Source organism: Limnohabitans sp. Rim47 (assembly GCF_001517545.1).
GTDB lineage: Bacteria > Pseudomonadota > Gammaproteobacteria > Burkholderiales > Burkholderiaceae_C > Limnohabitans_A.
Map to the genome: position 1 here is coordinate 399,666 of NZ_FBYA01000003.1, position 25,186 is coordinate 424,851.

General features: G+C 58.4%; 21 protein-coding genes. 13 read left to right on the plus strand and 8 right to left on the minus strand.

The annotated features are described in order from the left end of the window. The first annotated feature begins 587 nt into the window (after positions 1-587). The 3 genes from BN3544_RS14370 to BN3544_RS09755 all read left to right on the plus strand — a co-directional run bounded on the left by BN3544_RS14370 (position 588) and on the right by BN3544_RS09755 (position 5,898). The gene (locus BN3544_RS14370; protein ID WP_162131429.1) at positions 588-803 is read left to right on the plus strand and encodes a hypothetical protein; all 216 of its coding nucleotides are present in this window, start codon (positions 588-590) and stop codon (positions 801-803) included. A gap of 32 nt (positions 804-835) precedes the next feature. Then, positions 836-2,209: a helix-turn-helix domain-containing protein gene (locus BN3544_RS09750; RefSeq protein WP_019430713.1), complete on the plus strand. Its 1,374-nt coding sequence runs from the start codon at positions 836-838 to the stop codon at positions 2,207-2,209. Positions 2,210-2,340: 131 nt separating this feature from the next. Continuing rightward, entirely contained in the window at positions 2,341-5,898 is a 3,558-nt protein-coding gene (locus BN3544_RS09755) for a DUF748 domain-containing protein (protein WP_019430712.1), read from the plus strand. Between the two features lie 65 nt (positions 5,899-5,963). Here BN3544_RS09755 and BN3544_RS09760 read toward each other — a convergent pair whose 3' ends face one another. The 3 genes from BN3544_RS09760 to BN3544_RS09770 are packed head-to-tail and all read right to left on the minus strand — an operon-like array spanning position 5,964 to position 10,116. Then, entirely contained in the window at positions 5,964-6,776 is an 813-nt protein-coding gene (locus BN3544_RS09760) for a sugar phosphate isomerase/epimerase family protein (RefSeq protein WP_019430711.1), read from the minus strand. 60 nt (positions 6,777-6,836) lie between these two features. Further along, positions 6,837-9,266, minus strand: a complete 2,430-nt coding sequence (locus BN3544_RS09765; RefSeq protein WP_019430710.1) for an FAD-dependent oxidoreductase — start codon at positions 9,264-9,266, stop codon at positions 6,837-6,839. Positions 9,267-9,282: 16 nt separating this feature from the next. Then, positions 9,283-10,116, minus strand: coding sequence for an IclR family transcriptional regulator (locus BN3544_RS09770; protein WP_019430709.1), 834 nt, complete (start codon positions 10,114-10,116; stop codon positions 9,283-9,285). A gap of 97 nt (positions 10,117-10,213) precedes the next feature. Between BN3544_RS09770 and BN3544_RS09775 the strand changes: the two genes are divergently transcribed. From BN3544_RS09775 to BN3544_RS09815, 9 genes are all read left to right on the plus strand, one after another. Then, the gene (locus BN3544_RS09775) at positions 10,214-11,020 is read left to right on the plus strand and encodes a shikimate dehydrogenase family protein (RefSeq protein WP_019430708.1); all 807 of its coding nucleotides are present in this window, start codon (positions 10,214-10,216) and stop codon (positions 11,018-11,020) included. A gap of 1 nt (position 11,021) precedes the next feature. Further along, positions 11,022-12,773 carry an FAD-dependent oxidoreductase gene (locus BN3544_RS09780; RefSeq protein WP_019430707.1) on the plus strand — a complete coding sequence of 584 codons (1,752 nt, stop codon included), beginning with the start codon at positions 11,022-11,024 and terminating at the stop codon, positions 12,771-12,773. A gap of 174 nt (positions 12,774-12,947) precedes the next feature. Continuing rightward, a complete protein-coding gene (locus BN3544_RS09785; protein WP_019430706.1) occupies positions 12,948-14,075 on the plus strand; it encodes an ABC transporter substrate-binding protein in 1,128 nt (375 codons plus the stop codon). A gap of 33 nt (positions 14,076-14,108) precedes the next feature. Continuing rightward, on the plus strand, positions 14,109-14,948 hold the full coding sequence (locus BN3544_RS09790; RefSeq protein WP_026036784.1) for a shikimate dehydrogenase: 840 nt from the start codon (positions 14,109-14,111) through the stop codon (positions 14,946-14,948). A gap of 14 nt (positions 14,949-14,962) precedes the next feature. After that, complete coding sequence (locus BN3544_RS09795) at positions 14,963-15,784, plus strand: amidohydrolase family protein (RefSeq protein ID WP_026036783.1); 822 nt, start codon at positions 14,963-14,965, stop codon at positions 15,782-15,784. A 7-nt stretch (positions 15,785-15,791) separates the two neighbouring features. Beyond that, a complete protein-coding gene (locus BN3544_RS09800; protein ID WP_019430703.1) occupies positions 15,792-16,667 on the plus strand; it encodes a branched-chain amino acid ABC transporter permease in 876 nt (291 codons plus the stop codon). Continuing rightward, on the plus strand, positions 16,664-17,638 hold the full coding sequence (locus BN3544_RS09805; protein ID WP_019430702.1) for a branched-chain amino acid ABC transporter permease: 975 nt from the start codon (positions 16,664-16,666) through the stop codon (positions 17,636-17,638). Before BN3544_RS09800 ends, BN3544_RS09805 begins: the two co-directional genes overlap by 4 nt. After that, the gene (locus BN3544_RS09810) at positions 17,635-18,396 is read left to right on the plus strand and encodes an ABC transporter ATP-binding protein (RefSeq protein ID WP_019430701.1); all 762 of its coding nucleotides are present in this window, start codon (positions 17,635-17,637) and stop codon (positions 18,394-18,396) included. The genes BN3544_RS09805 and BN3544_RS09810 overlap by 4 nt, the downstream gene beginning before the upstream one ends. Before the next feature lies 1 nt (position 18,397). Then, positions 18,398-19,156 (plus strand): ABC transporter ATP-binding protein, encoded by a 759-nt coding sequence (locus BN3544_RS09815; protein WP_019430700.1) that lies wholly within the window; start codon positions 18,398-18,400, stop codon positions 19,154-19,156. 67 nt (positions 19,157-19,223) lie between these two features. On the opposite strand, the gene BN3544_RS09820 is transcribed toward BN3544_RS09815, so the two are convergent. Next, the gene (locus tag BN3544_RS09820) at positions 19,224-20,015 is read right to left on the minus strand and encodes an IclR family transcriptional regulator domain-containing protein (RefSeq protein WP_019430699.1); all 792 of its coding nucleotides are present in this window, start codon (positions 20,013-20,015) and stop codon (positions 19,224-19,226) included. A gap of 87 nt (positions 20,016-20,102) precedes the next feature. On the opposite strand from BN3544_RS09820, the gene BN3544_RS09825 reads away from it, so the two are divergent. Then, positions 20,103-21,110, plus strand: coding sequence for an aldo/keto reductase (locus BN3544_RS09825; protein ID WP_019430698.1), 1,008 nt, complete (start codon positions 20,103-20,105; stop codon positions 21,108-21,110). A 29-nt stretch (positions 21,111-21,139) separates the two neighbouring features. On the opposite strand, the gene maiA is transcribed toward BN3544_RS09825, so the two are convergent. The 4 genes from maiA to BN3544_RS09845 form a co-directional block, all read right to left on the minus strand. Next, the gene (gene maiA, locus BN3544_RS09830) at positions 21,140-21,775 is read right to left on the minus strand and encodes a maleylacetoacetate isomerase (RefSeq protein WP_019430697.1); all 636 of its coding nucleotides are present in this window, start codon (positions 21,773-21,775) and stop codon (positions 21,140-21,142) included. 120 nt (positions 21,776-21,895) lie between these two features. Further along, on the minus strand, positions 21,896-22,609 hold the full coding sequence (locus BN3544_RS09835; RefSeq protein ID WP_019430696.1) for a fumarylacetoacetate hydrolase family protein: 714 nt from the start codon (positions 22,607-22,609) through the stop codon (positions 21,896-21,898). 129 nt (positions 22,610-22,738) lie between these two features. Next, positions 22,739-23,776 (minus strand): cupin domain-containing protein, encoded by a 1,038-nt coding sequence (locus tag BN3544_RS09840; protein ID WP_019430695.1) that lies wholly within the window; start codon positions 23,774-23,776, stop codon positions 22,739-22,741. Between the two features lie 17 nt (positions 23,777-23,793). Continuing rightward, positions 23,794-25,005 (minus strand): 3-hydroxybenzoate 6-monooxygenase, encoded by a 1,212-nt coding sequence (locus BN3544_RS09845; protein WP_019430694.1) that lies wholly within the window; start codon positions 25,003-25,005, stop codon positions 23,794-23,796. Positions 25,006-25,186: the final 181 nt, after the last annotated feature.

Below are 25,186 nucleotides of genomic sequence, written 5' to 3' on the forward strand. Positions count from 1 at the left end.
GGTAAGCCCAGGCGATGGGCTTTGACTCAGGCTTTGTTCGCGTGCAAATGCAAACCTTTCGGCCAGATCGCCCCACAGCCAATCGCTGCCATCGGCACCGCCCTTGAGATCAAAGGCCTCATCGCTCAACGTCTAGTTATTCCGGGTGTGTTGCTCGGGTAGCAGTTGTAGATCACGTTGAACGAGTAGGTCTGCCCGTTGATCAAGGGTGTGTTTTGACTGAACCGAGGTTGTCAGCCCGTGCTTATGTACTGGTCGCTACAAGGCGGTATGCCAAATGAAACACTTCATGCGTGATCTTGATTTTTGAGGGGTATCCGATGTTGAATCGGAGCACCTTTTCCGCTTATTAAAAACAATGATGTGTATGCCTTTTTAAATCGAGACATTACCTTTTTTTGATTATCTTTTTCGGGTAGTAAGTGCGTCCGAAAGCCTTTTGATCTTTGGATATATGTCTGCATACATACGCGATCAAATCAATTGATCAGTGGTGATTCATTTTCAATTGAACCAACATGGAGTCAAGCCATAGGAGATGTATTCATCCTGTGCCAAATCTGCCCAAGTTAATGACTGGATTGACCATGTTTTCAAAAACTTTGCCACCAACAGCATCATGGCCAAAAGCCATTGTTAGCCCTGAGGAAATCGATGCTCTGTTGCACGGCATATTTCCCTTGAGTACATCCCCGCTGATTGCAAAACCATGCAGGCCTGAAGGCTTGGCGAGCGTGTCATGGCCCGATTCTGGCGAACTGCGCCCGAGTGCTTCAGAAATTTCAGTTGGTTTGATGTTGTGAATGGAAGCGCATTTGCGCGAGAAAGGATTGTTATGTCTTACCCCATCGCTGACAGTGCCCGTCAAAACCGAATTTTGGCTGGCATTCCCTTAAGTCACTATGCCCGCTTGTCTGAGCAACTCAAACCCGTCCATCTGGCGGCAGGGCAGGTGATTTGCGAGTCTGGAGAATCGTTGGAATTTGTTTATTTTCCAACCACCTGCACCGCCTCATTGGTTTCACATACCGCCGATGGCGACAGTTCAGAGTTGGCCATGACCGGTCGGGATGGCATGGTGGGTGTTTCCTTGGTGTTGGGCAGCGGCTCTATGAACCACCGAGCCGTGGTCCAGTGTGCGGGTCAGGCTTACAGAATGCCGGCAGACGTCTTCCAGGCAGAACTCAGCCGGTGCCGTGAGTTACAACAACTGGCCCTTTGTTATGTTCAGTCCCTGATCATGCAAATGTCCCAGAGTATTGTTTGCGTAACCCACCACTCGGTCATCGAGCGTCTTTCTTATTGGCTCTTGTTCAATCAGGATGCTGTTGGCAGTGACCAATTGAACGTGACCCATGAAACGATTGCCAATATGTTGGGTGTGCGCCGTGAGTCGATTACGCAGGCCTTGGGCAAATTGCAGACGGCAGGGCTGGTGTCCAGTGGTCGCGGCAAAATCCATATTCGGGATCGGGATGGCTTGAGCGACTCGGTTTGTGAGTGTTTCTCATTGATTTGTGCAGAGACCCGGCGTTTGTATGAGCGTCAGTCGCGTTCACAGGAAGTCGCCGAGGAATTGCAATTGCAAGGCCCTGAATTCGATGGGCAAGACCATGCGCTTTTGCATAAATACCAAGATGCCTACGATTTTGCCCCGGTTGGTTTTGTCAGCCTCGATCGACAAGGTTGTGTGGTTCAAACCAATTTAGCCGGCGCGATCATGCTGGACATCCAGCGTTCGCAGCGCACGCTGAGCCCATTGGTGGACTTCGTGGTGCCATCCGATCGGGCCACGTTGATGGATTTCCATCAGGAAGTTCTGAGTGGCAAGTGCCGTCGCTATTGCGAGGTGACCCTGTGTGCCACCGCGCACCGTCCAGAGGTGGTCGTCAGAGTCGATGCCACGCTCGACGAATTGGGCGATGAGTGCCGTCTGGTGATGATCGATGTCACCGAAGAGAAAAAGACCATGGCCCAAGAATTGGCGATGGAGCGTCAGCAGCAAGAGTTGTTGGCCACACAGCCGTTCATGCTGTGGTTCAAAGACCCTCAGGGGCGTTTGATCTCGGCCAATGCGACCTTGGTGCAAGACTGGCGGCACTTTGCACAAGATGCTGCACTGGAAAAAATTGATTTTCAGAGCAGGTCGACGCCGTTTTTTCATCCTTCCGGTCAGGGCTTTTCTGCAGAAGCCGGTAAATCAACCTGAGACCATGAGCGGCATTGGTCGCAGTCTTGAAGAGGACGCGGGCTGTTTCGGTCGATTTGTATCTCTGGCGTTACATCTGTGCCGTCTGATCATCGAAAATCGCGCGTGTTGTTCTTTACCAAGAGTCGATCATGAATGTGGGTCTCCTCCAGCGCTGGCAGCGTCGGGTTTTGTTTGTCGTACTCGGCGTGTGGGTGTTGTGGGCGATCAGCTGGGCGACAGTGCCGGCACTGGTTCAGTGGCAAATTGAAAAGCAAGGCACCCAGATGCTGGGGCGTGTGGTCACGGTTGATCAAGTGGTTTTCCGGCCTTGGTCAATGCGCTTGATCGTGCGCGGTTTGCGCGTGGCTTCAGCCGGTGCTCCAGATCCGTTGCACCAAGCCCAGTTGAGCGTCGACGAGGCCGAGGTCAATGTCTCTTTGCAGTCGCTGTTCTTGTGGGCACCCGTGGCCGATGCTGTGCTGCTGCGCAATCCGCAGCTCCAGCTGGCGTACCTGGGGCAAGGCCGTTTTGACATCGACGATGTGTTGGCCGTTTTTGCGGCTTCTAAAACCCAAGGCGCGGGTGTTCCCCGTTTTTCCCTGTTCAATATTCAGATTGCGGGCGGAGGCGTGCAGTTTCGTGATGAGCCCAAATCTGTCACCCACACACTGAGCGACGTGCATCTGGCCATCCCCTTTTTGAGCAACATCGGCGGGCGGCGCGAGGTGTCCATCCACCCGAGGCTGGCCTTCCTGTTCAATGGCTCTGCCTTTGACACGGATGCAGAAACAACCCCCTTTGTTCCGGACAGGCACACGCAAGCCCGCTTTCAGGTCAAGGGGTTCGATGTCAAGCCCTATCTGCCCTATTGGCCGGCAGCCTGGCCCGTCCGGCTGGCAGACGGGCAGCTGGAGTTGGACATTCGCCTTGATTTCCGGCAACAAACTGCCCCTGAGTTGTCTGTGTCGGGCCATCTGGCTTTACAAAACCTGCAACTCCATGAGACGTTGAAGAGCACCGATTTGCCATTGCTGCAGTTGGGCAGGATGGATTTGAAAATCGATGAGTGGCGTCCTTTGGAAAGTGTCTTCAAACTGGACACCCTGAGCCTGGACAAGCCGGTGTTGAGCCTTCGGCGTGATCCTGATGGTGAATTCAACTGGGTCCGCTTGCAGCGGTTTTTTGTGCCGCAAACGCCGATTTCGCAGGCCTCCGCAAGCAAGGGGGCTGACTTCGCCCTCAAGCACCTTCAGATCAGTTCAGGGCAACTCAATTGGCAAGACGCTGCAGTCGCCATGCCGGCCAGTCTGGCACTGACTGAGCTGGCGATTGAAGGCCAGGACTTCAGTTGGCCGAGCCGGCAGGTGGCCTCCTTCCGTGGTCAGGCTCTGTTGCAGGGGGCGAATGTGTTTTGGGAGGGAACGACCGACCTGAGCAGTGCCCAGACACGCATGACGTGGCGCGATGTTCCTTTGATGAGCGTTGCGCCCTATTGGTCCACATTGTTTCGCCCGGGCTTGTCTGGCCAATCTTCTGCCGAGCTGAGCCTGGACTGGCGAGCCGCAGCAGGCCCTTTACCGGCTTCTTTGCTGCTCAAGGCGCCCCAGATCCGCATGACCGACGTGTTGCTGGGCACGCCCGAGCAGCCCGAGGCCGGGTGGGCCGAATTGGCCCTCGAACAGGTCGAGGTGGATGTCTTTGCGCAGCAGGCGCGTGTGGGGCGCGTGGCCTGGAGTCGGCCGTTGTTGAATGCCCGCCGTACCCCCCAGGGTCGCTGGATGGTCGAGGACTGGCGGGTCGAAACCCCCTTGGGCCCCTCGCAAGAGGCGATCGCCAAGCCCTGGCAACTGGCGTTGGGGCCGTTGCAAGTCTCGGGCGGCGTACTGAATCTGGATGACCGTTTTGTGCCCGGTGGTGCCAAGCTGGATGCGCGTGAATTCAACCTCAGTGTGGGTGCTTGGCAGCCCTTGGCGACATCGCCGCAAATGACCACAGTCAAAGTTGATTTCACCACCGGAACCCAGCGCCGTCAGTCCGGCAAGCTGGGTTTTGACGGGGCTTTTCGATTGCCGTCTGTGGCAGCCGGGCAGGCCAAAGCCACGCCGCTGCAGCTGAAAGGGCGTTTGGAGCTGGGCCGTTTCCCCTTGCACAGGCTGCAGGCTTATTGGGCAGATCGGGTTCATTTCGATCTGCGAAGGGCTGAGTTGAGTTACTCGGGTGGGCTGAATCTGGCGCTGCCCGATGCAGGGCTGGGGCTGGATGTGCAGGGCAATCTGACGCTTGATCAGCTGCATGCGCTGGACCGATCAGACGGGGAAACCTTGCTCGACACCCAGGCCTTGAGCCTGCGCGGGGTTGAGCTGAAGGTGGACGGCGGTGCGATGAAGCGGCTGAAAATTGCAGAAACGGTCTTGAGCGATTTCTTTGCCCGCGTGGCCATCGATGACCAGGGCCACCTCAACTGGCAAAACCTGGTCAAGGCCGAGCCGTCTACTGCGGCGCAGACACCCGATGTGCCGGCTTTGATCGAGTTGGGGCCGATCGGCGTGCTCAAAGGCCGGGTTATGTTTTCTGACCAGTTCATTCGGCCCAACTATTCAGCGGACATCACCGAGCTGGCTGGCAGTTTGGGTGCCGTTTCCAGCCAGGTAAAGGGTTCCGATGTGGCCTTGGCCGACTTGAGTTTGCGCGGGCGGGTGGCCGGCTCAGGCAGCCTGGATGTCACGGGGCGCATCAACCCGCTCACGCCTCATGTGGCTTTGGATGTGCGTGGCCTGGTGCGCGATCTCGATCTGCCCCAACTCTCGCCCTACAGCAGCAAATATGCGGGCTACGGCATTGAGCGAGGCAAGCTTTCGGCCGAAGTCCATTACCAGATCGATGCCGCAGGTCAACTCGAAGCAAAGCATCAGATTGTGTTGAACCAGTTGCGTTTCGGTGAGCGGTCGGGCGGTGCGGATGCCCCCAACTTGCCGGTCAAACTGGCGGTCGCCTTGCTGGCCGACCGCAATGGGGTGATTGACATCAACCTGCCGGTCAGCGGCTCCATCAATGACCCCGATTTCCGTGTGGGGCCCATCGTCTGGAAAATGGTGCTTAGCCTGATTGGCAAAACCGTCATCGCGCCCTTTAGTTTGATTTCGGGTGCTTTTGCGAGCGAAGACAGGTTGCAGCAAATGAACTTTGCACCCGGCCGTGCCGAGTTGGACGATGTGACCCAGCAGAAACTGAAGACAGTGGCGCAGTTGTTGCTTGACAAACCTGCGCTGCGCCTGACCATCGTGGGTGAGGCCCATCTGGACAAAGAGCGCGAGGCTTTGCGTAAGTTGCTGCTGCACGAATCGGTGCTGGCAGAAAAACAGCGACGCATGACCCGGGATGGTCAGGACGTCACGGCGGTGACCGACGTGAGCCCAGAGGAATATCCGGCCTTGCTCAAATGGGTTTACAGGCGCTCGCCGATTCCGAAGCCGCGCAATCTGCTGGGCCTGGTCAAGGATTTGCCGTCAGCCGACATGGAAGCCTTGTTGTTGGCGGCCATATCGGTAGACGACGCGAACATGCGCGAGCTGGCACAAGCCCGCGCCAGCCATGTTCGGTCGGTTTTGCTCGCGTTGAAGGTGCCCGCAGAGCAGTTGTTTCTGGGCGCTCCGGTGCTTGCATCCACGTTGGCCCCTCGGGTGACATTGGTGGTTTCAAGCGATTGAGTTGACCGCTCTCGCACAAGGTGAATTCAGGCCTTGAAGTGTGCGCAGTCCATCACCTTCAGGTGTCAGGCTTGTACAAATGGGCGGCTTTTGGCCAGGCATTCGGCGGCCCAATCCTGGACTGATGTGTTCGCCTCGCGGCGAAAATTCACCACCTCTACGCTCACCGGAAGGTCTGCGGGCAGGGCATCAAAAAGGCCTTGCATATCGATGTTGCCGTCGCCGGGCAGCAAACGCTCGCAGCGGGCGGTGTGGATCATTTGCTCGGTGCTGAAGTTCAGCCCAGCCTGGGCGTCGCAAATTTGTGCGTAGTGCAGCAGCTCTCGCGGGATGGCGCGGATGTCATTGAGCGTGGTGGTGGACCGGCCAAAGTGCAGCGCGTCGACCAAAATGCCGGCGTTGGCAGGCATGCCCGCACCTTGCACGATGCGCAGCGCCGACTTGGCGTCTTTCACCGCAGTCCAGGGCATGAACTCCAGATCGGCGCTCATGCCAAAGGGTTTCATCACTTCGCACAGGCGGGCGTAGTGGTCGGTTAGCCGGGCCTCATCGGGGTCATCGCCCGCCACCAATATGGCCTTGGCTTGGAGGGCGGCACCGGCGTCGTAAAGCGCGTCCCAGGTGTGGGGGTCAAATGTTTCGCCGATGCGGATGATCTCCAGATCAAACACGCCCACGCCGGTGTCGCGTTGCGCCGCCAGGGTTTCGCGCAAAGCCTCAGGCTGGCCGAGCAACTGTTGCTGTGGGGCGCCCGCTGCGTTGGGCCACAGGCGCAGGCCCACAAAGTGGTAGCCGGTTTGCGCGGCGACCCCGATCGCTTGTGCAGGCGTGCAGCGGTGCGAACTTAGGTAGGCCAGTGAGTAAATGCGTTGGCTCATGAGGTTGCTTTGTGGGGGCCTTTGAATCAGCGGGGCGCTCAGGGATCTACAGAGCCATGGTCATTTCAAGGGTGACACGGCTGTGGGCATGGCGATGGTGGAGACCATGTGCGTGGTCAGGTGGGCCGGACCGCCTTTGGGTGGCCAGATGCCTTGGGCCACCGCCTCCGCGCGAATCTGGCTGCGGGCGTTCAGGCTGTCGTAGGCCCAAATGTTGGTAAAGCGCAGTGGGCCGTCGAGCGCCACCATGGCCACCACGCAGGCCGAGAGCTTGTCGCGTGCAGGCACGTATTGCTCCCACAGGTCGATGGTGGGCTGAACACCACCCGTCTTGATGCCGTAGGTGCGGATTTCGTAGACCGGGCCGGTGATGCCCGACTCGGCGCTGGGGCGCACGGGTTTCATCCAGGGGAAGCCTTTGTAGCTGTGTTGTTCCAGTGTTTGGAAAATGTCACCGCAGCCAAAGGGGTTGCTGTGTTTTTGGGTGCGTTCGCGTTCGGTCTGCAAAGCGTCGAGCGTGGCAAAGCCGCGCAGCACGATCATCTGGTTGAGCTGGCCGATGTCGGTGAACCAGCAGCCCAGCAGTTCGCCTTGGGCCTCAGTGCTGGTGGCATAGGCCTGCACATTCGTGGCAGCCTGGCCTGCGGTGCCAAAGGGCAGGGTCATGGTGGCGAGTTCGTAGTACATGGTGTGGTCTTTCGGGGTGTTGGTGGTTGTATTTGAAATCGGGAATTCACAAGTGGCCGCCGGGTCGCGCCCGGCGGCGTGGTGCGCGGCGATGAAGCCAAAGGTCATGGCGGGGCCCAGTGTGATGCCGCCCGCCGGGTAGTGGCCGCCCATCATGCTGTTCAGGTCGTTGCCACCGGCGTACAGACCGGGGATGGCCTGGCCATGGGCATCGATGACTTGTGCGTGGTCGTTCACGCGCAAACCGGCGAAGGTGCCCAGGCTGCCCATGACGACTTTGACCGCATAGAACGGGCCGCTTTCGATGGGGCCCATGCAGGGGTTGCGCAGGCCGCGCCGGGTGGCGTTGATCGCGTCGCCCTGGATGCGGTTGTAGGGTGTTTCGCCTTTGCCAAAGTCGCGGTCTTTGCCGTCTTGCGCCAGCGCGTTGTAGCGCTGCACAGTGGCTTGAAAGGCTTGGGCGTTGATGCCGCAGTTCTTGGCCAATTCGGCCAGGCTATGGCCGCGTTTCAGATAACCGTTTTTCAGCCAGGGGCTCAGCATCATGGGAGCGGGCTTGACCGCACCCAGTCCGTAATAGCGGATGAAAGCGTGGTCGCAGACCAACCAGGCTTCAGGCGCTTGGCCAGCAGGCGTGGCGGCCAGCAGGCCTTGCATGAAGTCGTGGTACGAGTTGGCTTCGTTGGTGAAGCGCTGGCCTTGCAAAGTGACCGCGATCAGGCCGGGTTTGGCGCGCTCGATCAGGTGCGGGAAGTGGGCCACGCTGCCTTGGTTGCTCTTGCTGCCCGGGTTCGCGCGGGGCACCAGCGAAACAGGGGCCAGCGCGGCGGCTTGCACCAGATCGTTCGCCACCACGCCGCCAGCGCTTTCGCCCATTCGCAGGCCATCGCCGGTGTTGCTCCAGCTGCCCGCCGACCAGTGCTCGTGGCCCGTGGGGGCGTGCGGCAGCAGTTGTTGTTTGCGCAAGGGATCGTGTGGAAATCCCCCCGTGGCCAGCACCACACCGCATCGGGCGTGGATGCTTTGTTCTCCATGCGGTGTTTGAACCACAGCCCCGTTCACGCGGCCTTCGCTTTGCAGCAGGCGCACAGCCGGGCTGTTCACGCGGATGTCAATGCCCAGATCAAAGGCGGACTTGGCCAGGCCTCCGACCAAGGCATTGCCGTTGACCAAGCGCGTGCCACGGTGGTGCACCAGCAGATCACGCCAGTGGCGCAGTACCAGCTTGGTGACATACCAGAAGGAGGCGGGTTTGTGCAGGGCGTTCAAGAAATGGCGCAGCTCCGCACCCGAAGCGATGCCCATGCCCCAGAGCGTCGTCTCCTTCAGTGGGGGGTTGAGGTCGTGCAGCCGCGCACCCAGTTGGCGAGCGTCAAAAGGTGCTGCGCAAATCGAGCGGCCACCCAGGGCCGCGTCAGGCGTGTGGCCGTGAAAGTCGGGAATGGCGTTGCCATCGATGAACTGCAGCGCGGTGTGGCGGCGGAAGAACTCGACCATGCGCGGGCCGTTGTTCAAGAAGGCCAGGGCGCGTGACTCGTCAAACTTCTCGCCCAGCTCGCGGCGCAGGTAAGACAGGGGTTTTTCAATGCGCTCCAGCAGGCCAGCTTCAACGGCCAAGGGATTGCGCGGCACCCACATCCAGCCGCCCGACCAGGCCGTGGTGCCGCCGAATTGCGTGTCTTTTTCGACCACGATGACTTTCAGGCCCAAGTGCGCGGCAGTCACGGCGGTCGACAATGCGCCCGCGCCCGAGCCCACCACCAGCAGGTCGCAGGTGTCATCGGGTGGGGTGGTCGAAGGCATGGGCAATTCGCTGAGGTCAGACCGCGTAAATCGGCTTGCGTCCATCGGCGGATGCGGCGCTTCCGGTTTCGGCGGTGAGGCTGAAGAAGGGCGACGCGCCACTGGATGCGGCCAGTTGCTGCGCAATGCCCATCAGCTCGGCTGCAAGGGTTTGCATTTTTTCGGGTGTGAAACGCACAGTGGGGCCTGCGATGGTCACCACACCGAAAGCGGGTTGACCGGCAAAACGCACCGGGGCCGACATGGCCGACAGGCCGATGCTGTAGGTGTCGGTGGTCATGCTGTAACCACGTTCGCGGGTTTGGGCCACGGCCTGCATCACCGCTTGCAAGCTGGTCGGGGCGGCAGGGCCGAATTGTTCGGGCAGCCCCAAGCCTTGTTTGGCGACCAAGGCCAAAGCCGCGTCATCGCTCAACGTGGACAGCAAAGCCCAGCCCGAGGACGAGCAAGACAGCCGCGCATCGCTGCCCATGTCGGGGTCATAGCGCAGACCCTGCCGGGCACCTTGTGCACGCGCCACCCAGGTCAGGCGCTCGCCGTCGACCACCGACAGGCGCGCCAGCTCGCCCGAGACTTCGGCCAGGCGGTTGAGCAGTGGCTGAGCAATGTCCACGATGCCGCTGTTGCTCAGGTAAGACAGGCCCATTGACACCAGTTTGGTGGTCAGCAGGTAGTCGCCGTGGCCGCGTGTCTGGCGCACATAACCCAGGCGCACCAGGTCGGTCAACAGGCGGTGCGTGCCGCTGCGGGGGATGTCGAGTTGATCGGCAATGGCGGCCAGCTCCAGGCCGTCGCCGTGCTGCGACAGCAATTCCAGAATGCCCAGGGTTCGTTCGAGGACGCCGCTCATGTGTGTTGGGGTGAAGTGTTTGGGCCCTCAGTATATTGATTTTTGGAAATAAATTCAAAAATGGAATAAAATTCCGTTTTTATGTATCATCCCGGCCATGAACTTAAGCCATTCTTTGAATCTTGACGGCGCATTGCGCATCCATTTCATCGTGGGCGACCCGATCGCCCAAGTCAAATCGCCCGCAGGTGTGAGCCAAGCCTTTCAGGCTGCAGGGCTGAATGCCTTGTGCATTCCGGCCCATGTGGCCTCGGCCGATTTGGCGGCTTGGACGGCGGGGGTGTCTTTGTGCCAAAACGTGGACGGCATCATCGTCACGGTGCCGCACAAATTTGCTTTTTTTGACATGTGCGCCACCACCTCGGACAGAGGGGCCTTTTTGAAATCCATCAACACCTTGCGCCGCAACGCCGATGGCAGCTGGCATGGCGACATGTTTGACGGCATGGGCTATGTCAAGGCGCTGGCGCTCAATGGCTGCACCTTGCAAGGGCAAAAGGCTTTGCTGGTGGGCGCTGGCGGGGCAGGTTCGGCGATTGCGTATTCGCTGGCCACAGGCGGCGTGCGCGAGTTGGCCATTCACGATGAAGATACGGCCCGGCGCGACGTGCTGGTGCAACGCCTGGCTTCTCTGGGTGCATGCCGTGTGGTGGCGGGCAGCCGTGACCCCTCCGGTTTTGACATCGCCATCAATGCCACACCGGTGGGCATGAAAGCAGGTGATCCGCACCCCATCAATTCAAGCCAATTCACGCCCAGCATGTTTGTCGGCTGTGTGATCACCGCGCCCGCCGTGCCGCCCATGATCGCAGCGGCTCGGGCTGTGGGTTGCAACACCCTCACGGGCGCTGACATGTTCGCGCAGGTGAAAGATCTGATGGTCGAATTCTTGATGGGGTCTTGAAATGCAAGTCCTGAAGAACGGGCTCAACTGTCTGGCTGGTGGTTTGCAGGAGGGTGCCGAATTTGACCTTGTGGTCATCGGTGCGGGCGGTGCGGGCCTGTCGGCCGCAGTGTTTGCTGCCATCGACGGTGCCAAGGTGCTGGTCGTCGAGCGCACCGAGTTGGTGGGCGGCACCACCGCTTGGTCGGCGGGCACCACTTGGGTGCCGGGCACGCACCACAGCGCCACAGTCAATCCGGCAGACACATTGGCCGAGGCAGAAAAATACCTGAACCACGCCGTGGGCGAACAAGCTCCGGCTGCTTTGCGTGAAGCCTTTTTGAAGCACGGTGCCCAAGCCGTGGCCAAAATCGAAGCGCAGTCATCGGTGCACTACCGGCCTTATGCCAAACACCCTGACTACATCAGCGATTTACCGGGTGCCACTTTGAGTGGCCGTGCCTTGGAACCGGTGCCTTTTGATGGCCGTTTGCTCGGTGAGTTGTTCCCTTTGCTGCGTCCGCCCATCCCCGAATTCACCGTGCTCGGCGGCATGATGGTGGACCGCACTGACATCAACCATTTGTTGGCGATGACCCAGTCCTGGGCTTCGCTCAAGCACTCGGTGCGGATTGTCTTGCGCCACCTGAGTGACCGTTTGAGCCACGCACGCGGCACGCGCCTGGTCATGGGCAACGCGCTGGTGGGCCGCTTGCTGCATTCCTTGTCGCAGCATGCCCACGCCACGCTGGCGCTGAACACTTCGGTGGATGCGCTGGAGCGCGATGCCAGTGGCCGCGTGGTGGCTGTGCGCTTGAGCAGCGCCACAGGCCAGGCCCGTGTGTGGGCCAAAAAAGGGGTGGTGCTGGCCAGTGGCGGGTTCAACCGCGACCCGGTTTTGCGCTCACAAAAATTGCCCGGCATTCCCGCCGAGTGGTGCCCGGCAGCGCCCGGCCACACGGGCGAGGCGCTGGCCTTGGCGCGCAGTCTGGGCGCGGTAGAAGGGCAGGGCGCACAGAGTCCCGCGTTTTGGGCCCCCGTGTCTTTGCGCCGACGTGCCGATGGCAGCACCGCCGTCTTCCCTCACTTTGTGATGGACCGCGCCAAGCCCGGCATGATCACCGTCAACCAGGCCGGCGAGCGCTTTGTCAATGAAAGTACTTCGTACCACCTGTTTGCGCTGGGCATGCAGGCGGCCTCGCAAGCGGTGCCCGCTTACTTGGTGGCTGACGCCAAAGCCCTGCGCCAATACGGCATGGGCATGGTGCGCCCCGGCGGCAAAGGACTGAAGCCGTTTTTGGCCGATGGCTACCTGACCGAAGGCGCGAGCCTGGCCGAGCTGGCAAACAAGCTGGGCATCTCGGCAGAGGGCTTAGCCCGATCGGTGGCGGACAACAACGCCTTTGCACAAACGGGTGTGGACACGCAGTTCGGGCGCGGCGTGACCGCTTACCAGCAGAACATTGGCGACGCCACGGCCGGTGGTCGCAACCCCAATCTGGGCGAGCTGAGCCAAGGGCCTTACTATGCCGTCAAGCTCTACCCCGGCGACATTGGCGCGGCGCAGGGCTTGCAGACCAATGCCCACGCGCAAGTGCTGAACGCACAAGGTCAGGCCATCGCTGGTTTGTACGCTGTGGGCAACGACATGAACGCCATCATGGGCGGCGTGTACCCGGCTCCGGGCATCACGATTGGGCCGGGTCTGGTGTTTGCCTACGCAGCGGCGCGGCACGCTTTGGCGTCCCCAGCGACCCTCGGGTTTAACCCCTAATACGTACGATCATTGATCGTATTTGAGCGATTATCGAACGCTTTGAGTCTTTAAATTGACAGGATTATTGAAATTCCCCCTACATTCATTGCACCTTGGCACGTCCGCTAGGAAAAGTTTTTTAACCCCCATGGCCATGCCTATTGGCCTGATTCCACCCACGAGGAGACCTTTGTGAAAGCAACCCTGAAAACCCTGGCCGTTTGTGCTGCTTTGTCTGTGTCTGGACTGGTTCATGCACAAGACATCAAAATCGCCAACATCGTTGAAATGTCCGGCCCAGGCACCACATCTGGCGTGATGTTCAAACAAGGCGTTGAGATGGCCATCAAGGAAATCAACGCAGCGGGCGGTATCTCGGGTCGCAAAATTAGTTACACCTCCGAAGACACTCAAACCAACCCAGGTGTGGCCAAAGGCTTGACACAAAAAGCGGTTGACAACGATGTCTTCGCCATCATGGGCCCTGTTTACTCAGGCTCCATCATGGTTTCCATGACCGAAAGCAAGCGCGGTGAGATTCCCAACTTCACGGGGGGTGAAGCGGCTGCAATTACACAGCAAGGCAACCCATGGGTGTTTCGTACGGCATTTGGGCAAAGCATTTCATTCCCTAAATTGGCCCGTTACATTCAAGGCAAATCTAAGAAGCTGGCTGTCTTGTACGTGAACAACGACTTCGGCAAAGGGGGTCAATCCACCATCAAAGGTTTGCTGGCCACAGGTCCTACACAAATCGTGGCTGAAATTTCTACGGAATCCGGGCAAGTTGACTTCTCTGCTGCCGTGATTCAAGCCAAGCAATCTGGCGCTGACGCTTTGTTCGCATACACCAACGAAGAAGAATCCGCACGTCTGTTGCGTGAATTGCGCAAGCAAGGCTGGAACAAGCCCATCATTGGTGAAACCGTGTTGACCAGCGCTAAGGTGGTTGAGTTGGCAGGCGAAGCCGCCAATGGTGCAGTCGCACACGTGGGTTTGACGGTTGAAGCCCCTCAGCTGCAGGCTTGGGGCAAGAAGTACCAAGCCATGTACAACACGGCCTCTGATCACAATGGCGTGAAAGGCTACACAGCGGTTTACATTTTGAAAGCCGCCATCGAAAAATCTGGCAAGGTGGACCGCAAGGCTGCTGCTGCTGCGATTCGCAACAGCTGTTTCTCGGCCAAACAACATCCTGGAATTTTGATGGACGTTTGCTTTGACGACAAAGGCGACATTGATCGCGAAAGCTTTATCACTGAAATTCGCAATGGCAAAACAGTGGTGGCAGAAACCTTGCCGCCTTTGAGCAAGAAGTGATTTTGCGGCGTTAACTTTGTACAGGTTCTTTAAATGTCTAACGAGCGATTTGTTTTAGCGGGGGTCATGGGTTGGCCTGTGGCCCATACCAGGTCTCCCGCCATTCATAACCACTGGATAGCCAAGCACGAGCTCAAAGGCGCGTATGTGCAGTTGCCAGTGCAACCCGAGAAATTAGAAGCCGCCATTCGCGGACTGTCTGCTCTTGGCTTCGCTGGTTGCAACGTTACAGTGCCCCACAAAGTTAACGCCATGAAACTCATGGATGAATTGACGCCTGCAGCGCGTCACATTGCAGCCATCAACACCATTGTGGTTCGCCCCGACGGCAGTTTGCTGGGCGCCAACAACGATGGGAATGGCTACATTCAAAGCCTCCGAGACGCCAATCCTGCTTGGCGAGGTGATGCTGGTGCCGCTTTGGTCTTGGGTGCAGGCGGTGCAGCACGAGCCATCGTTGTGGGATTGCTTGAACAAGGTGTGCCCGAAGTACGCATTGCGAACAGAACCAAAGAACGTGCACAAGCTTTGGCGGACGCATTTGGCCCTCGCGTGAAAGTTGTTTCATGGGCAGAACGCAACGAAGCCATGGCCGATGTCAAGTTACTGGTGAACACCACCACACAAGGCATGCATGGCCAACCCGCACTCGATGTGCAATTGGATGCACTGCCCGCCAACGCCATGGTGTCAGATGCCATCTACATTCCACTAGAAACGCCTCTGCTGGAACAAGCTCGTCATCGCGGCCATGTCACAGTCAACGGTCTGGGCATGTTGCTCAATCAAGCTGTGCCTGCTTTTGAAGCCTGGTTTGGTGTGCGGCCCGAAGTTACGGCCGAATTGCGGGCCATGGTTCAAGCCACTTTTTAATTGCAGCTTGACCGATGAATATCTTCGATCGACCTAAGATCGATGGACATTGTCATGTCCTCGATCCAGTCCGTTTTCCATACCCTGCAGAGGTTTCTTATCACCCACAGGGCCAGGAAATAGGCACGGCCGACTATTACAAGCATGTCATGGACGCGTATGGCACGCGACATGCCTTGCTGGTAGGCCCTAACTCTGGCTATGGCTTGGACAACCGTTGTTTGCTGGACGCCATCGCGCAAGGCGGCAATCGGTTTAAAGGCATCGCCGTGGTTCGTGCCGACATCAGTAAACAAGCGCTGAAAGATTTACAGGCACAAGGTATTGTTGGCATAGCCTTCAACACCTCATTTCATGGCCTGGACTATTACGCCGACATCGACCCCTTGCTTGCGCATTTGCGCGAACTGGACATGTGGGCGCAGTTTCAAGTGTCTGCCAATCAACTGGAGGCCTTGTGGCCCCGCATTCAACGCATTGGCGTCAAAACCATGATTGACCATTGCGGCAGACCGCATTTGGCCGACGGCCCCCATGCGACTGGGCTGCAAGCACTCTGGAAACTGGCCGACAGTGGCCTGGGCGTGATCAAAATTTCTGGCTTTGGCAAATTTTCTGCAACAGGTTTCCCATTTGACGACACGCATGAGCACGTCATGAAAGTGTGGAGCGCTTTTGGACCTGATCGTTGTATTTGGGCTTCTGATTGGCCGCACCTTCGAGGCACCTATCGCCTCGATTACGGAACCCTACTCAAATTGACGGAGCGTTGGTTCACGCCCGCGCAACTTCAAGCCATGATGTGGGATACCCCCGCAAAAATTTTAGGATGGTGAAAAGACGATGACCGATTTTCTACAACTCTTTTTTAGCGGCCTGGCAACAGGCAGCATCTATGCGCTTGCTGCGCTCGGTTTTACTTTGCTGTGGCAAGCCTCAGGCACCATCAACTTTGCCCAAGGTGAATTTGTGATGCTGCCGGCCTTCATCATGGTCATCATGCTGCACAATGGCATGGCCCTGTCTGCCAGTTTTGCCATCAGCGTGATGGTGTCTGTCTTGGTGTTGGGCTGGTTGTTCAAGCGCGGCTTGGTGGATCCTCTCTTCAAGTACGGCATGATGCCGATTGTGGTGGCCACCATTGGTTTGTCCATTGCCATGCGCAATGGTGTGCGCGCGGGCTACAGCTCCGAGCCTCAACCCTTTCCCATGATCTTCCCTGACCAGGTCTATAACTTGGCGGGTGTCAACATTTCAGCGTCGGACATTGGAACCTTCATCATGGCGCTGGGTTTGGTGCTGTTGACCCAAGCCTTCTTGGCCAGAACGGTCACTGGCCGGGCCATGCAAGCGGTGGCTCAGAACACAGAAAGTGCATCGGTACTCGGCATCAATGTGCCTCGAATGATTTTTTATACCTTTGCCATCAACGCCATTTTGGCAGCGGCAGCGGCACTGTTGGTTACGCCTATTTATTTGGCGAAGTTCGACATGGGCGAGTCATTGGGCACCAAGGCTTTCTTTGCCGCCATCATTGGTGGTTTCAACAACACGCGCGGTGCCTTGCTCGGCGGTTTGATTGTGGGTGTCTCTGAAAATTTGGCAGCGGCATACATTTCGTCGGCCTACAAAGATGCGGTGGCCTTGGTTATTTTCATGGTGGTGATTTTGTTTAAACCACAAGGCCTCTTGGGTCGCAAAGAGGAGCGCAAAGTATGAAAAAGTTGAATCTGTTTCTAGGCTTGGCTTTGTTGGTTGTGCTGGCCATCGTGCCAGCCTATTTTAAAAATTATGGCATTCACATTTTCACAACATGGCTGGTGTTCATCATCGCCACCATGGGTTTGAATTTGACGGTCGGGTACGCCGGTCAAAAATCTTTGGGTCATGCGGCGTTCTTTGGTATTGGCGCTTACACAGTAGCCATTTGCTTGAAGGCCGGAATTAGCTTCTGGTTGGCCTTGCCCGCTGGTGGCTTGTTGTGTTTCTTTACCGGCCTAATTGTGGGCTTTCCGGCACTGCGTGTGCAAACCATTTACCTGGCATTTGCCACCTTGGGATTCAACACTGCAGCTTGGTTGGTGATGCGCAACGAAGAGTGGCTCACAGGCGGCACCTTTGGTATCAATAACATTGCACGGCCCAGCTTGGGCAGCATCAGTTTTGATGGTAATTTGGCTTATTACCGCATGGTCTTGGTGTTTACTCTTGTACTGGCTGTGATTTTGTGGGCGCTTTTGAGATCGCCTTGGGGCAAGGCATTTACGGCCCTTCGTGACAACCCCATTCGAGCGGAGAGTTTGGGCATCGACACACGCAGCTACACACTTCTGAGCTTTGCCATTGGCGCCACCTTTGCTGGCCTTGCGGGCGGTCTATATGCATCGCAAGTCGGCTTCATTGATCCAGCACTTTTCACCGTCGGCGCGTCCATCATGATGTATCTGATGGTGGTGGTCGGGGGGCCTGGTTATTTTCTTGGCCCTGTGCTGGGCTCGGCGGTGGGTGTGGTGTTGCCCGAATGGTTGCGTTTTGCACAAGCTTGGTATTTGTTTGTCTTTGGCGCCGCTGTGGTGGTGCTCATGATCTGGCTGCCCGATGGTTTGCTCAGCATCCCCGACCGCATCAAGGCGCGTCGCCAATCACGCGCAGCCTCGGCAGCTCGTGCTGCCCAAGGAGTCAAAGCATGATCCAGTCTGTTCTCAAAGTCACCAACATGAAGAAGGCCTACGGTGCGATCCAGGCCGTGGGCGGTGTGTCGTTTGAAGTGCGACCTGGCGAAATCTTCGGCGTGATCGGTCCCAACGGTTCGGGTAAAACCACCTTGTTCAACAGCATGTTGGGCCAGATTACCCCTGACGAGGGCAAGATCGAACTCAACGGGGAAGACGTGACCACATTGGGTCCGCTCGAATTGAACCGCCGGGGCGTGGGTCGCACTTTTCAGACGCTGCAGGTGTTTGGCAAGATGACCGTGCGCGACAACCTGATCGTGGCCGCGCAAGAGCACCAGGGCAGCATGTTCAGTCGCATGTTCGCGCCCACCGATTCGGGTCTGGGTGACAAAGCCGATGCGCTCATTGACCAGTTCCACATCCGCCATGTGGCCGACAAAAAGGCCGGTGAGCTGAGCTACGGTCAGCAAAAACTGGTGGACATCGCCATGGCCTTCATGAGCGAGCCCGATCTGGTTTTGCTCGACGAGCCATGCGCCGGTGTAAACCCGTCGTTGGTGGGCGGCATCAGCACCTTGCTGAAAGAATTGAACCGAAGCCGAGGAGCAGACGGCAAGTCCAGCAGCTTCGTCGTGATTGAACACAATATGGACTTTGTGATGGACCTTTGCCACCGCATCATGGTCATGGTGGAGGGTCAGGTCTTGGCCATAGGCACGCCCGATGAAATCCGTGCCAACAAGCAAGTGCTCGACGCCTATTTGGGGAACTGAAATGACAGCACACACCACCGTAGACACCTGCATCGAGTTCGACGATGTGGTCGCAGGTTACAAGGATTTCATGATCCTGAACAACCTGTCCTTCAAAGTGCCTAAAGGCTCCATCACTTTGTTGATCGGCCCTAATGGCGCAGGCAAATCCACTGTGCTCAAAACCTTGTTTGGTTTGCTCAAGCCCCGCCAGGGCAAGGTTTATCTCAATGGCAAAGACATCACGGGTGCTTCGCAAAAGTCTTTGCTGGCCGATGGCATCGCTTTTGTGCCCCAGGGCCGAAATCTCTTTGGGCAGCTCAGCGTGTATGAAAACCTGGAGCTGGGCGGCATCACGCTGGGCATGAAGACCACGCATGAACGAATTCCAGAAGTACTGGCCTTTTTTCCGCGTGTGAAAGAACGCATGAATTCGCGTGCATCGGCTTTGTCGGGTGGTGAACAAAAGCAACTCGAGATTGGTCGTGCTTTATTGCTGCGCCCCAAGGTCTTGCTGATCGACGAGCCCTCTATTGGCCTGTCGCCCATGGTGGTGCAAGACGTGTTCAAGTTGCTGCGCAAATTGGCCGACCAAGGCACCACGGTGTTGATGGTCGAGCAAAACGTCAAGAGCGCACTCAAGTACTCGGACAACGCCATTGCGCTGGAGTCGGGTCGTTTGGTGTTGTACAAATCGGCGGCAGAAATTTTGGCCGATCCCCAGATGGAGCGACTGTTCTTGGGGGGTGCCCACACCACGGCAGCTGCTGCTCCGGCCTGAGCGCCGTTCAAAGTTCGGCGGATGTGCTGACCCGTTGCCCGAGCCCCTGAGCTGGTTGAGCGCGAGCTCAGAGCAAGGGGCGCAGGCTGTGCGCTGCCTCTTGCAAGACGGGCAGTACACGGTTCAGGGCATGGTCTGACTCTTCGCGGTTGATGGGCATGGTGATGCTGATCGCACCGAGCACGTTGCTTTGCCGGTCTAGCAGGGGCACGGCAATCCCTCGGTAGTTCAACTCCAGTTGCTCTTCGGACACGGCCCAGCCTTGGCGCTTGAATGCAAGCAGGGTTTTTTTCAAGACGGCTTTGCTGGACAACGTGAACGACGTGAAGGCTCTCAAATCGTAAGACTTGAGCCATTCATCAATGAAAGCCTCGTCACTGTAGGCCAGCATGATCATTCCTGCTGCCGTCACTTGGGTGGGAACACGTGTGCCCGTCATGTAGCCGCTGGCCATGTGCCGTTGCAGTCCACTGCGTGCAATGAAAATGGTGTCGCCCCCGTCAAGCACGCCCAAGTAGGCAATTTCTTCAGTGCCTGCGGTGATGCGTTGCAAAAACGGCTGAACCAAGCGCGGCAGTCGGGCCGACTCCAAATAGGCGTGACCCAATCGCAAGATCCGAGGCATCAGCCAATACAGCTTGCCATCGGTGCCAACATAGCCCAAATGGGTCAGGGTTTTCAAATAGCGCCGGGCTGCGGTTCGCGTCATGCCGCAGCGTGCTCCCATTTCGGTGGCGGTCAAGCGCGGGTGTTCGGCGTCAAAGGCTTCGATGATGTGGAGGCCTTTTTCGAGCCCAGCAATCCAGTCGCGTGCGTCGAGGGTCTCGGATTGGGGGTTGAGAGGGTGGGGTTCAAGCATCTTGCGATCGATTGTCGCTCATACGCGTGCGTTTGTGGACCAAGTCAAGCTCACACAATACCCGTTTGAGCGTCTAAGATAAGGGCCATGAAAATTCGAAAAATTGCTTCTTTCAACGTCAGCGCCATTGGGCTGGGCTGCATGAACTTAAGCCACGCCTATGGCACGCCTGTTTCGGCCAAACAAGGCGAACGGGTGCTGCTTACGGCCCTTGACCAAGGGGTGGACTTTTTTGACACGGCAGCCCTCTACGGCTTCGGGGCCAATGAAACCCTGGTGGGTCAAGTCATGAAACCGCATCGCCGAAAATTCACCCTGGCCAGCAAATGCGGCATGCAAGGGGTTGAGCAAAGTGATGGCAGCAAAGTGCGCGTGATTGACGGCCGTCCCGAGACCCTCAAAAAGACCTGCGAAGACGCGCTGCGCCGTTTGCAGACCGATGTGATCGACCTGTATTACCTGCACCGATGGGACAAGAAAGTGCCGATCGAAGACAGCGTGGGCGCACTGAGCGACTTGGTGCGTGAGGGCAAGATCCAGACCATTGGTTTGTCCGAAGTGTCTGCCAGCACACTGCGCAAAGCCCACGCCGTGCACCCGATCGCCGCCGTGCAGACCGAGTATTCGCTGTGGACGCGCAACCCCGAGATCGCCGTGTTGCAAGCCTGCCGTGAACTGGGTGTGGCGTTTGTGGCCTTCAGTCCTGTGGCGCGGGGCTTCTTGTGCGGCCCGCTCGATGTCGCGGGTTTCGATGCCAAAGACATCCGCCGCAGCATGCCGCGTTTTGCGCCCGATCATTACGCGGCCAACCTGAAGCTCTTGCCCGCTTACAACGCACTGGCTCAAGAAGTGGGCTGCAGCCCTTCGCAGCTGGCGCTGGCCTGGTTGCTGCAGCAAGGTGAAGACATCATCCCAATCCCAGGCACCACGTCAGTCGATCACCTGCTCGACGATCTGGGTGCTGTCCTGGTGCAGCTCGATGCCGGGTTGATGGCACGTCTGAACGCCCTCATCAACGAGCGCACCGTGGCGGGTGACCGCTACAACGCCCAGGCCAACAGCGAAGTCGATACCGAGGTCTTTGACGGCCTTTGAAGCAGGCCGGGCATGTGTGCTGTGTGCGCTCAGGCGTCGGGTTGCGCCATCGGCGCTGCGAGCTTGAACGCATCCAGCTCGCCACAAGCTTTGTCAATCGCACTGATCAGCGGCCACCGGGCCATGTCCACTTTGAATCGGCGAGCGCTTTCGACTTGGGGAATCAAATAAACATCTGCGATGGTGGGCGCGTCACCGAAGCTGAAACGGCCACGTTGGCTGTCTGTTGCCATCAAAGCTTCGTAGGCGTCAAATCCGGCGCTGATCCAGGTGCCGCACCAGGCGTTGATCGCGTCTTCGTTGGCACCGAATTGTTTGCGCAGGGTTTCGAGAATGCGGCGGTTGTTGATCGGGTGAATGTCGCAACCCACGATGGCGGCCAGCGCTCGCACATGCGCGCGTGCCTCAGCCCCTGCAGGCAGCAAGGTGGGCGTGGGGTATTTTTCTTCTAACCATTCGATGATGGCGGGCGACTGGATCAGCACTTGCTCTCCGGTGTCGAGCGCGGGAACGAGTTGTTGCGGGTTGACCGATTTGAAGGCGTCTTTGAGGTGTTCTTCGACACGCAAGTCCACCGCCACGTAATCGGTGGCAATGCCTTTGAGATTGAGCGCAATGCGCAGGCGGTGCGAGGTGCCGCTGCGGAAAAAGTTGTAAAGCTTCATGGTTGAGTTTCCTGTTCAGGGGCTTGCACACACACAGGCCCTGTCTTTGGCGGGTGTGTGTGCGTGTGGATGGGCGTGTGGACGGGCATATGGCTTGATGCCATCATGGGCCAAGCTGCATTATTCGGCAGCGCCAATCATCAGGGCCACTTCGGCCACACCTTCGACCCGGCCGGAGATCTTGTCGCCTGTGACTACAGCGCCCACGCCTTCGGGCGTACCGGTGTAGATCAGATCGCCGGGCTGCAGGTGGTAGTAGGTAGACAGGTCCGCGATGATTTCGCGGATGTTCCAGATCAGCTTGTTCACGTCGGACGACTGCTGGGTGGCGCCGTTGACTTCCAGCGCAATGGCACCGCGCTCGATCACCACGCCAGGCATGGGCACGATCTCGGAGCAGACCGAGCCTTGTTCGATGTCTTTGCCTGTGTCCCAGGGGCGGCCTTTGTCACGCGCGACCAACTGCAAGTCGCGGCGCGTCATGTCTAGGCCTGCGGCGTAGCCATAGACCAGCTCATGCGCGTTGGCTTCGCTCACGCGAAAGCCCGCTTTGCCAATGGCCAGTACCAGCTCCATCTCGAAGTGGTAGTTGCTGGTGCGGGGCGGGTAGGCCACCACGGCAACATGGTCCACGCCGCTTTCCACCAGGGTCTGGGGCGACTTGGTGAAGTAAAAGGCCTGCTCGACGCTCTTGTCGACCGGGCGGCCCATCTCGACGGCATGTGCGTGGTAGTTGCGGCCCACGCAAAAGATGCGGTTGATCGGGAAGCGCTCGGCTTGGCCGCGGATGGGCAGGGATGGGACGGCAGGGGGATTGAAGAGGTATTGGGTCATAAGTTCGTTCAATGAAAAGGCAGTCATGCCGGCGAGTGCAGTCGTGCCGGAAAAAATTAAGCTGTCATGCCCGACTTGATCGGGCATCTATGGCTCCTCTGGTCAAGCCCGAGGATGACAGCTTGCGCTTTAGCCGCGGTTTTCGTACACACCCAGCTTGCGGTGAAGGGGCGACTCGTCGGCGATGAAGATGAAGGCGGCTTGATCCGCGTTCAGATTGGTCAGCGTCACGGCTTCGTAGCCTGGGGCGCAGCAGGTGTCGGCCTCGGCCAGCGTGAAGGTGCTGGCCACGATTTGCGCCTCCACCGCGCCTTCGATCACATGGAACACCTGCGCGGGTGAACGTGCAGGCAAACGCAGCGTTTGGCCGGGGCGCAGCATCAGGGCGTAAAAGCCCAAGATGTTTTCCGCATCCGCGCCGGTCTCGGGGTTGGTGTAAGTCACTTGCACTTGCTCGGGCGCGGATTCGTCGGCAGCCAAGGCTTCAAGCGCCGCCTTGGCATCGGCCCAGGCATAGCGCAGCATGGGGTAGGCCTTGGGGTTGCGACCAAACACATGCGAGGGCACCACGCCGCCACGGGCGTATTGCTGGTCGCCTTGGCCGGGCACCACGGTTTGGCGCTCGCCATTGATGTGGTAGCTGGCTTCCATGTAATAAACCAGCGGCAGGTCCAGCACATCGAGCCAGATGACCGGCTCGGTACCGTCGTGGCCATGCTCGTGCCAAAGGCCGGTGGGCGTGAGGATGAGGTCGCCCCGGCTCATGGGGCATTTTTCGCCATCGACGGTGGTCCAAGCGCCTTCGCCTTCGACGACCATGCGCACCGCATTGGGCGTGTGGCGGTGGCTGGGCGCCCACTCGCCGGGCATGAGCAGTTGCATGCCCAAATACATGGCGGCAGAGGCCTGCATTTTTTCAAGGCCGTGGCCTGGGTTGGCGAGCACCAACACGCGCCGCTCGGCTTTTTCGATCGGGGTCAGCTCGCCGGCTTTGAGCAGCAGGGGCTTGATGTCACGATAGGCCCAGCAGGTGGGCTGGGTCTGGCGGGTGGGCACTTTGGGGGGCAGCACGCCACGCAAGCTGGGCCACAGGGGCACCAGGTTCAGGTCGCGCAAATCTTGCACGTAGTCCTTGGGCAGGTCTTCGATTCGTCCGAGTTCGTTCATGGGGTATCTCCGTGCAATCAAGTGTTTTTGGCGGCGTCGAGGCAGTTGGCCACGTTCCAGCCGTACAGCCATTCCATCGCATCATAAAAGCGCTCGGCGCTGCGGCCACGCCACAGGTCATTGCGCACCAAGCGTTCGACGCCTTTGGCGTGGTAGATGCGGCCCATCTCGCGGCTGGACAGCACGATGCGTGCGGTGCGGGCCACGCGGGCACGTTGGTACATGTCCAGCGCTTGGGGCCAATCGTTGTGGTGGGTGCGCAGGGCTTCGCCCAGCGTCACAGCGTCTTCCATGGCCATGCAAGCGCCTTGTGCCATGTATTGCGTGGTGGGGTGGGCTGCGTCGCCCAGCAAGGTCACGCGGCCATAAGTCCATTGGCCAATGGGCTCGCGGTCGGCGGTGGCCCAGCGCTTCCAGGTCTTGGGCAAGTCAATCAATTGCCGCGCTCTGGGGCAAATGCCCTGGAAGTAGCTTTGCACTTCTTCCTTGCTGCCATCGGTCACGCCCCATTGTTCTTGCTGACGGCTGTGAAAGGTCACGACCACGTTGTATTGCTCGCCACCACGCAGCGGGTAGTGGACCAGGTGGCAATTGGGGCCAACCCAGATGGCTGCGGCGTTCCATTGAAGGTCGGCTGGAAAGTCTTTTTTGTCGACCACCGCGCGGTACACCACATGGCCGGTCACGCGGGCCAGATCGCCTACAAACTGTTCGCGCACCACCGACTTCACGCCATCGGCACCAATCAGTGCGCAGCCGTGGAAGGCTTTGCCGTTTTGGTCCCACACGGTCACGCTGCTGTCGTCTTGCTCGATGCGCACCACGCGGGTGTGGGTGTGAAATTCGACCTGTCCGGTTTCCTGGGCGCCTTCGAGCAAAGACAAATGCACGTCGGCTCTGTGGATCACGGCGTAGGGGTTGCCAAAGCGTTGGCGGAATTTTTCGTCGGTTGGGATCTTGCCCACCTGGTATTCGTCAATCGCGTCGTGCATGACCATGTAGTCGGTGTAAACCGCACGGCTCCGTGCCTTGTCGCCAATGCCCAAGGCGTCAAACGCGTGGAAGGCGTTGGGCCCCAACTGAATGCCTGCGCCGATCTCGCCGATCTCGGGGGCTTGTTCCAGCACGGTGACTTGAAAGCCCTGGCGCACCAAGGCGAGCGCGGCGGCCAAGCCACCAATGCCACCGCCAGCGACGATGACGGGAAGTTGAGAAGGGGCAGTATTCATGGGGGGCTCCAACAGGTGAACATGAAGAAAGTGTGGAGATTATATGCATGCTTATTAATTTGAAAAGTCCCCAAAGGATTCCCTTCGCTCATCGAAAACCCTAGGAGGCTTCCCGGATGGGCATGCGCTCAAACCGACTAGAATTTCCCGACCGCCCGGTTGGTTAATTCAAGCTGACCGG

Coding starts and splice junctions, on each gene's coding strand:
- maiA (WP_019430697.1), bottom strand. CDS start 21,775: ATGAAGCTTTACAACTTTTTCCGCAGCGGCACCTCGCACCGCCTGCGC.
- BN3544_RS09755 (WP_019430712.1), top strand. CDS start 2,341: ATGAATGTGGGTCTCCTCCAGCGCTGGCAGCGTCGGGTTTTGTTTGTC.
- BN3544_RS09790 (WP_026036784.1), top strand. CDS start 14,109: ATGTCTAACGAGCGATTTGTTTTAGCGGGGGTCATGGGTTGGCCTGTG.
- BN3544_RS09750 (WP_019430713.1), top strand. CDS start 836: ATGTCTTACCCCATCGCTGACAGTGCCCGTCAAAACCGAATTTTGGCT.
- BN3544_RS09800 (WP_019430703.1), top strand. CDS start 15,792: ATGACCGATTTTCTACAACTCTTTTTTAGCGGCCTGGCAACAGGCAGC.
- BN3544_RS09825 (WP_019430698.1), top strand. CDS start 20,103: ATGAAAATTCGAAAAATTGCTTCTTTCAACGTCAGCGCCATTGGGCTG.
- BN3544_RS09820 (WP_019430699.1), bottom strand. CDS start 20,015: ATGCTTGAACCCCACCCTCTCAACCCCCAATCCGAGACCCTCGACGCA.
- BN3544_RS09770 (WP_019430709.1), bottom strand. CDS start 10,116: ATGAGCGGCGTCCTCGAACGAACCCTGGGCATTCTGGAATTGCTGTCG.
- BN3544_RS09810 (WP_019430701.1), top strand. CDS start 17,635: ATGATCCAGTCTGTTCTCAAAGTCACCAACATGAAGAAGGCCTACGGT.
- BN3544_RS09795 (WP_026036783.1), top strand. CDS start 14,963: ATGAATATCTTCGATCGACCTAAGATCGATGGACATTGTCATGTCCTC.
- BN3544_RS09840 (WP_019430695.1), bottom strand. CDS start 23,776: ATGAACGAACTCGGACGAATCGAAGACCTGCCCAAGGACTACGTGCAA.
- BN3544_RS09845 (WP_019430694.1), bottom strand. CDS start 25,005: ATGAATACTGCCCCTTCTCAACTTCCCGTCATCGTCGCTGGCGGTGGC.
- BN3544_RS09780 (WP_019430707.1), top strand. CDS start 11,022: ATGCAAGTCCTGAAGAACGGGCTCAACTGTCTGGCTGGTGGTTTGCAG.
- BN3544_RS09760 (WP_019430711.1), bottom strand. CDS start 6,776: ATGAGCCAACGCATTTACTCACTGGCCTACCTAAGTTCGCACCGCTGC.
- BN3544_RS09775 (WP_019430708.1), top strand. CDS start 10,214: ATGAACTTAAGCCATTCTTTGAATCTTGACGGCGCATTGCGCATCCAT.
- BN3544_RS09805 (WP_019430702.1), top strand. CDS start 16,664: ATGAAAAAGTTGAATCTGTTTCTAGGCTTGGCTTTGTTGGTTGTGCTG.
- BN3544_RS09835 (WP_019430696.1), bottom strand. CDS start 22,609: ATGACCCAATACCTCTTCAATCCCCCTGCCGTCCCATCCCTGCCCATC.
- BN3544_RS09815 (WP_019430700.1), top strand. CDS start 18,398: ATGACAGCACACACCACCGTAGACACCTGCATCGAGTTCGACGATGTG.
- BN3544_RS14370 (WP_162131429.1), top strand. CDS start 588: ATGTTTTCAAAAACTTTGCCACCAACAGCATCATGGCCAAAAGCCATT.
- BN3544_RS09765 (WP_019430710.1), bottom strand. CDS start 9,266: ATGCCTTCGACCACCCCACCCGATGACACCTGCGACCTGCTGGTGGTG.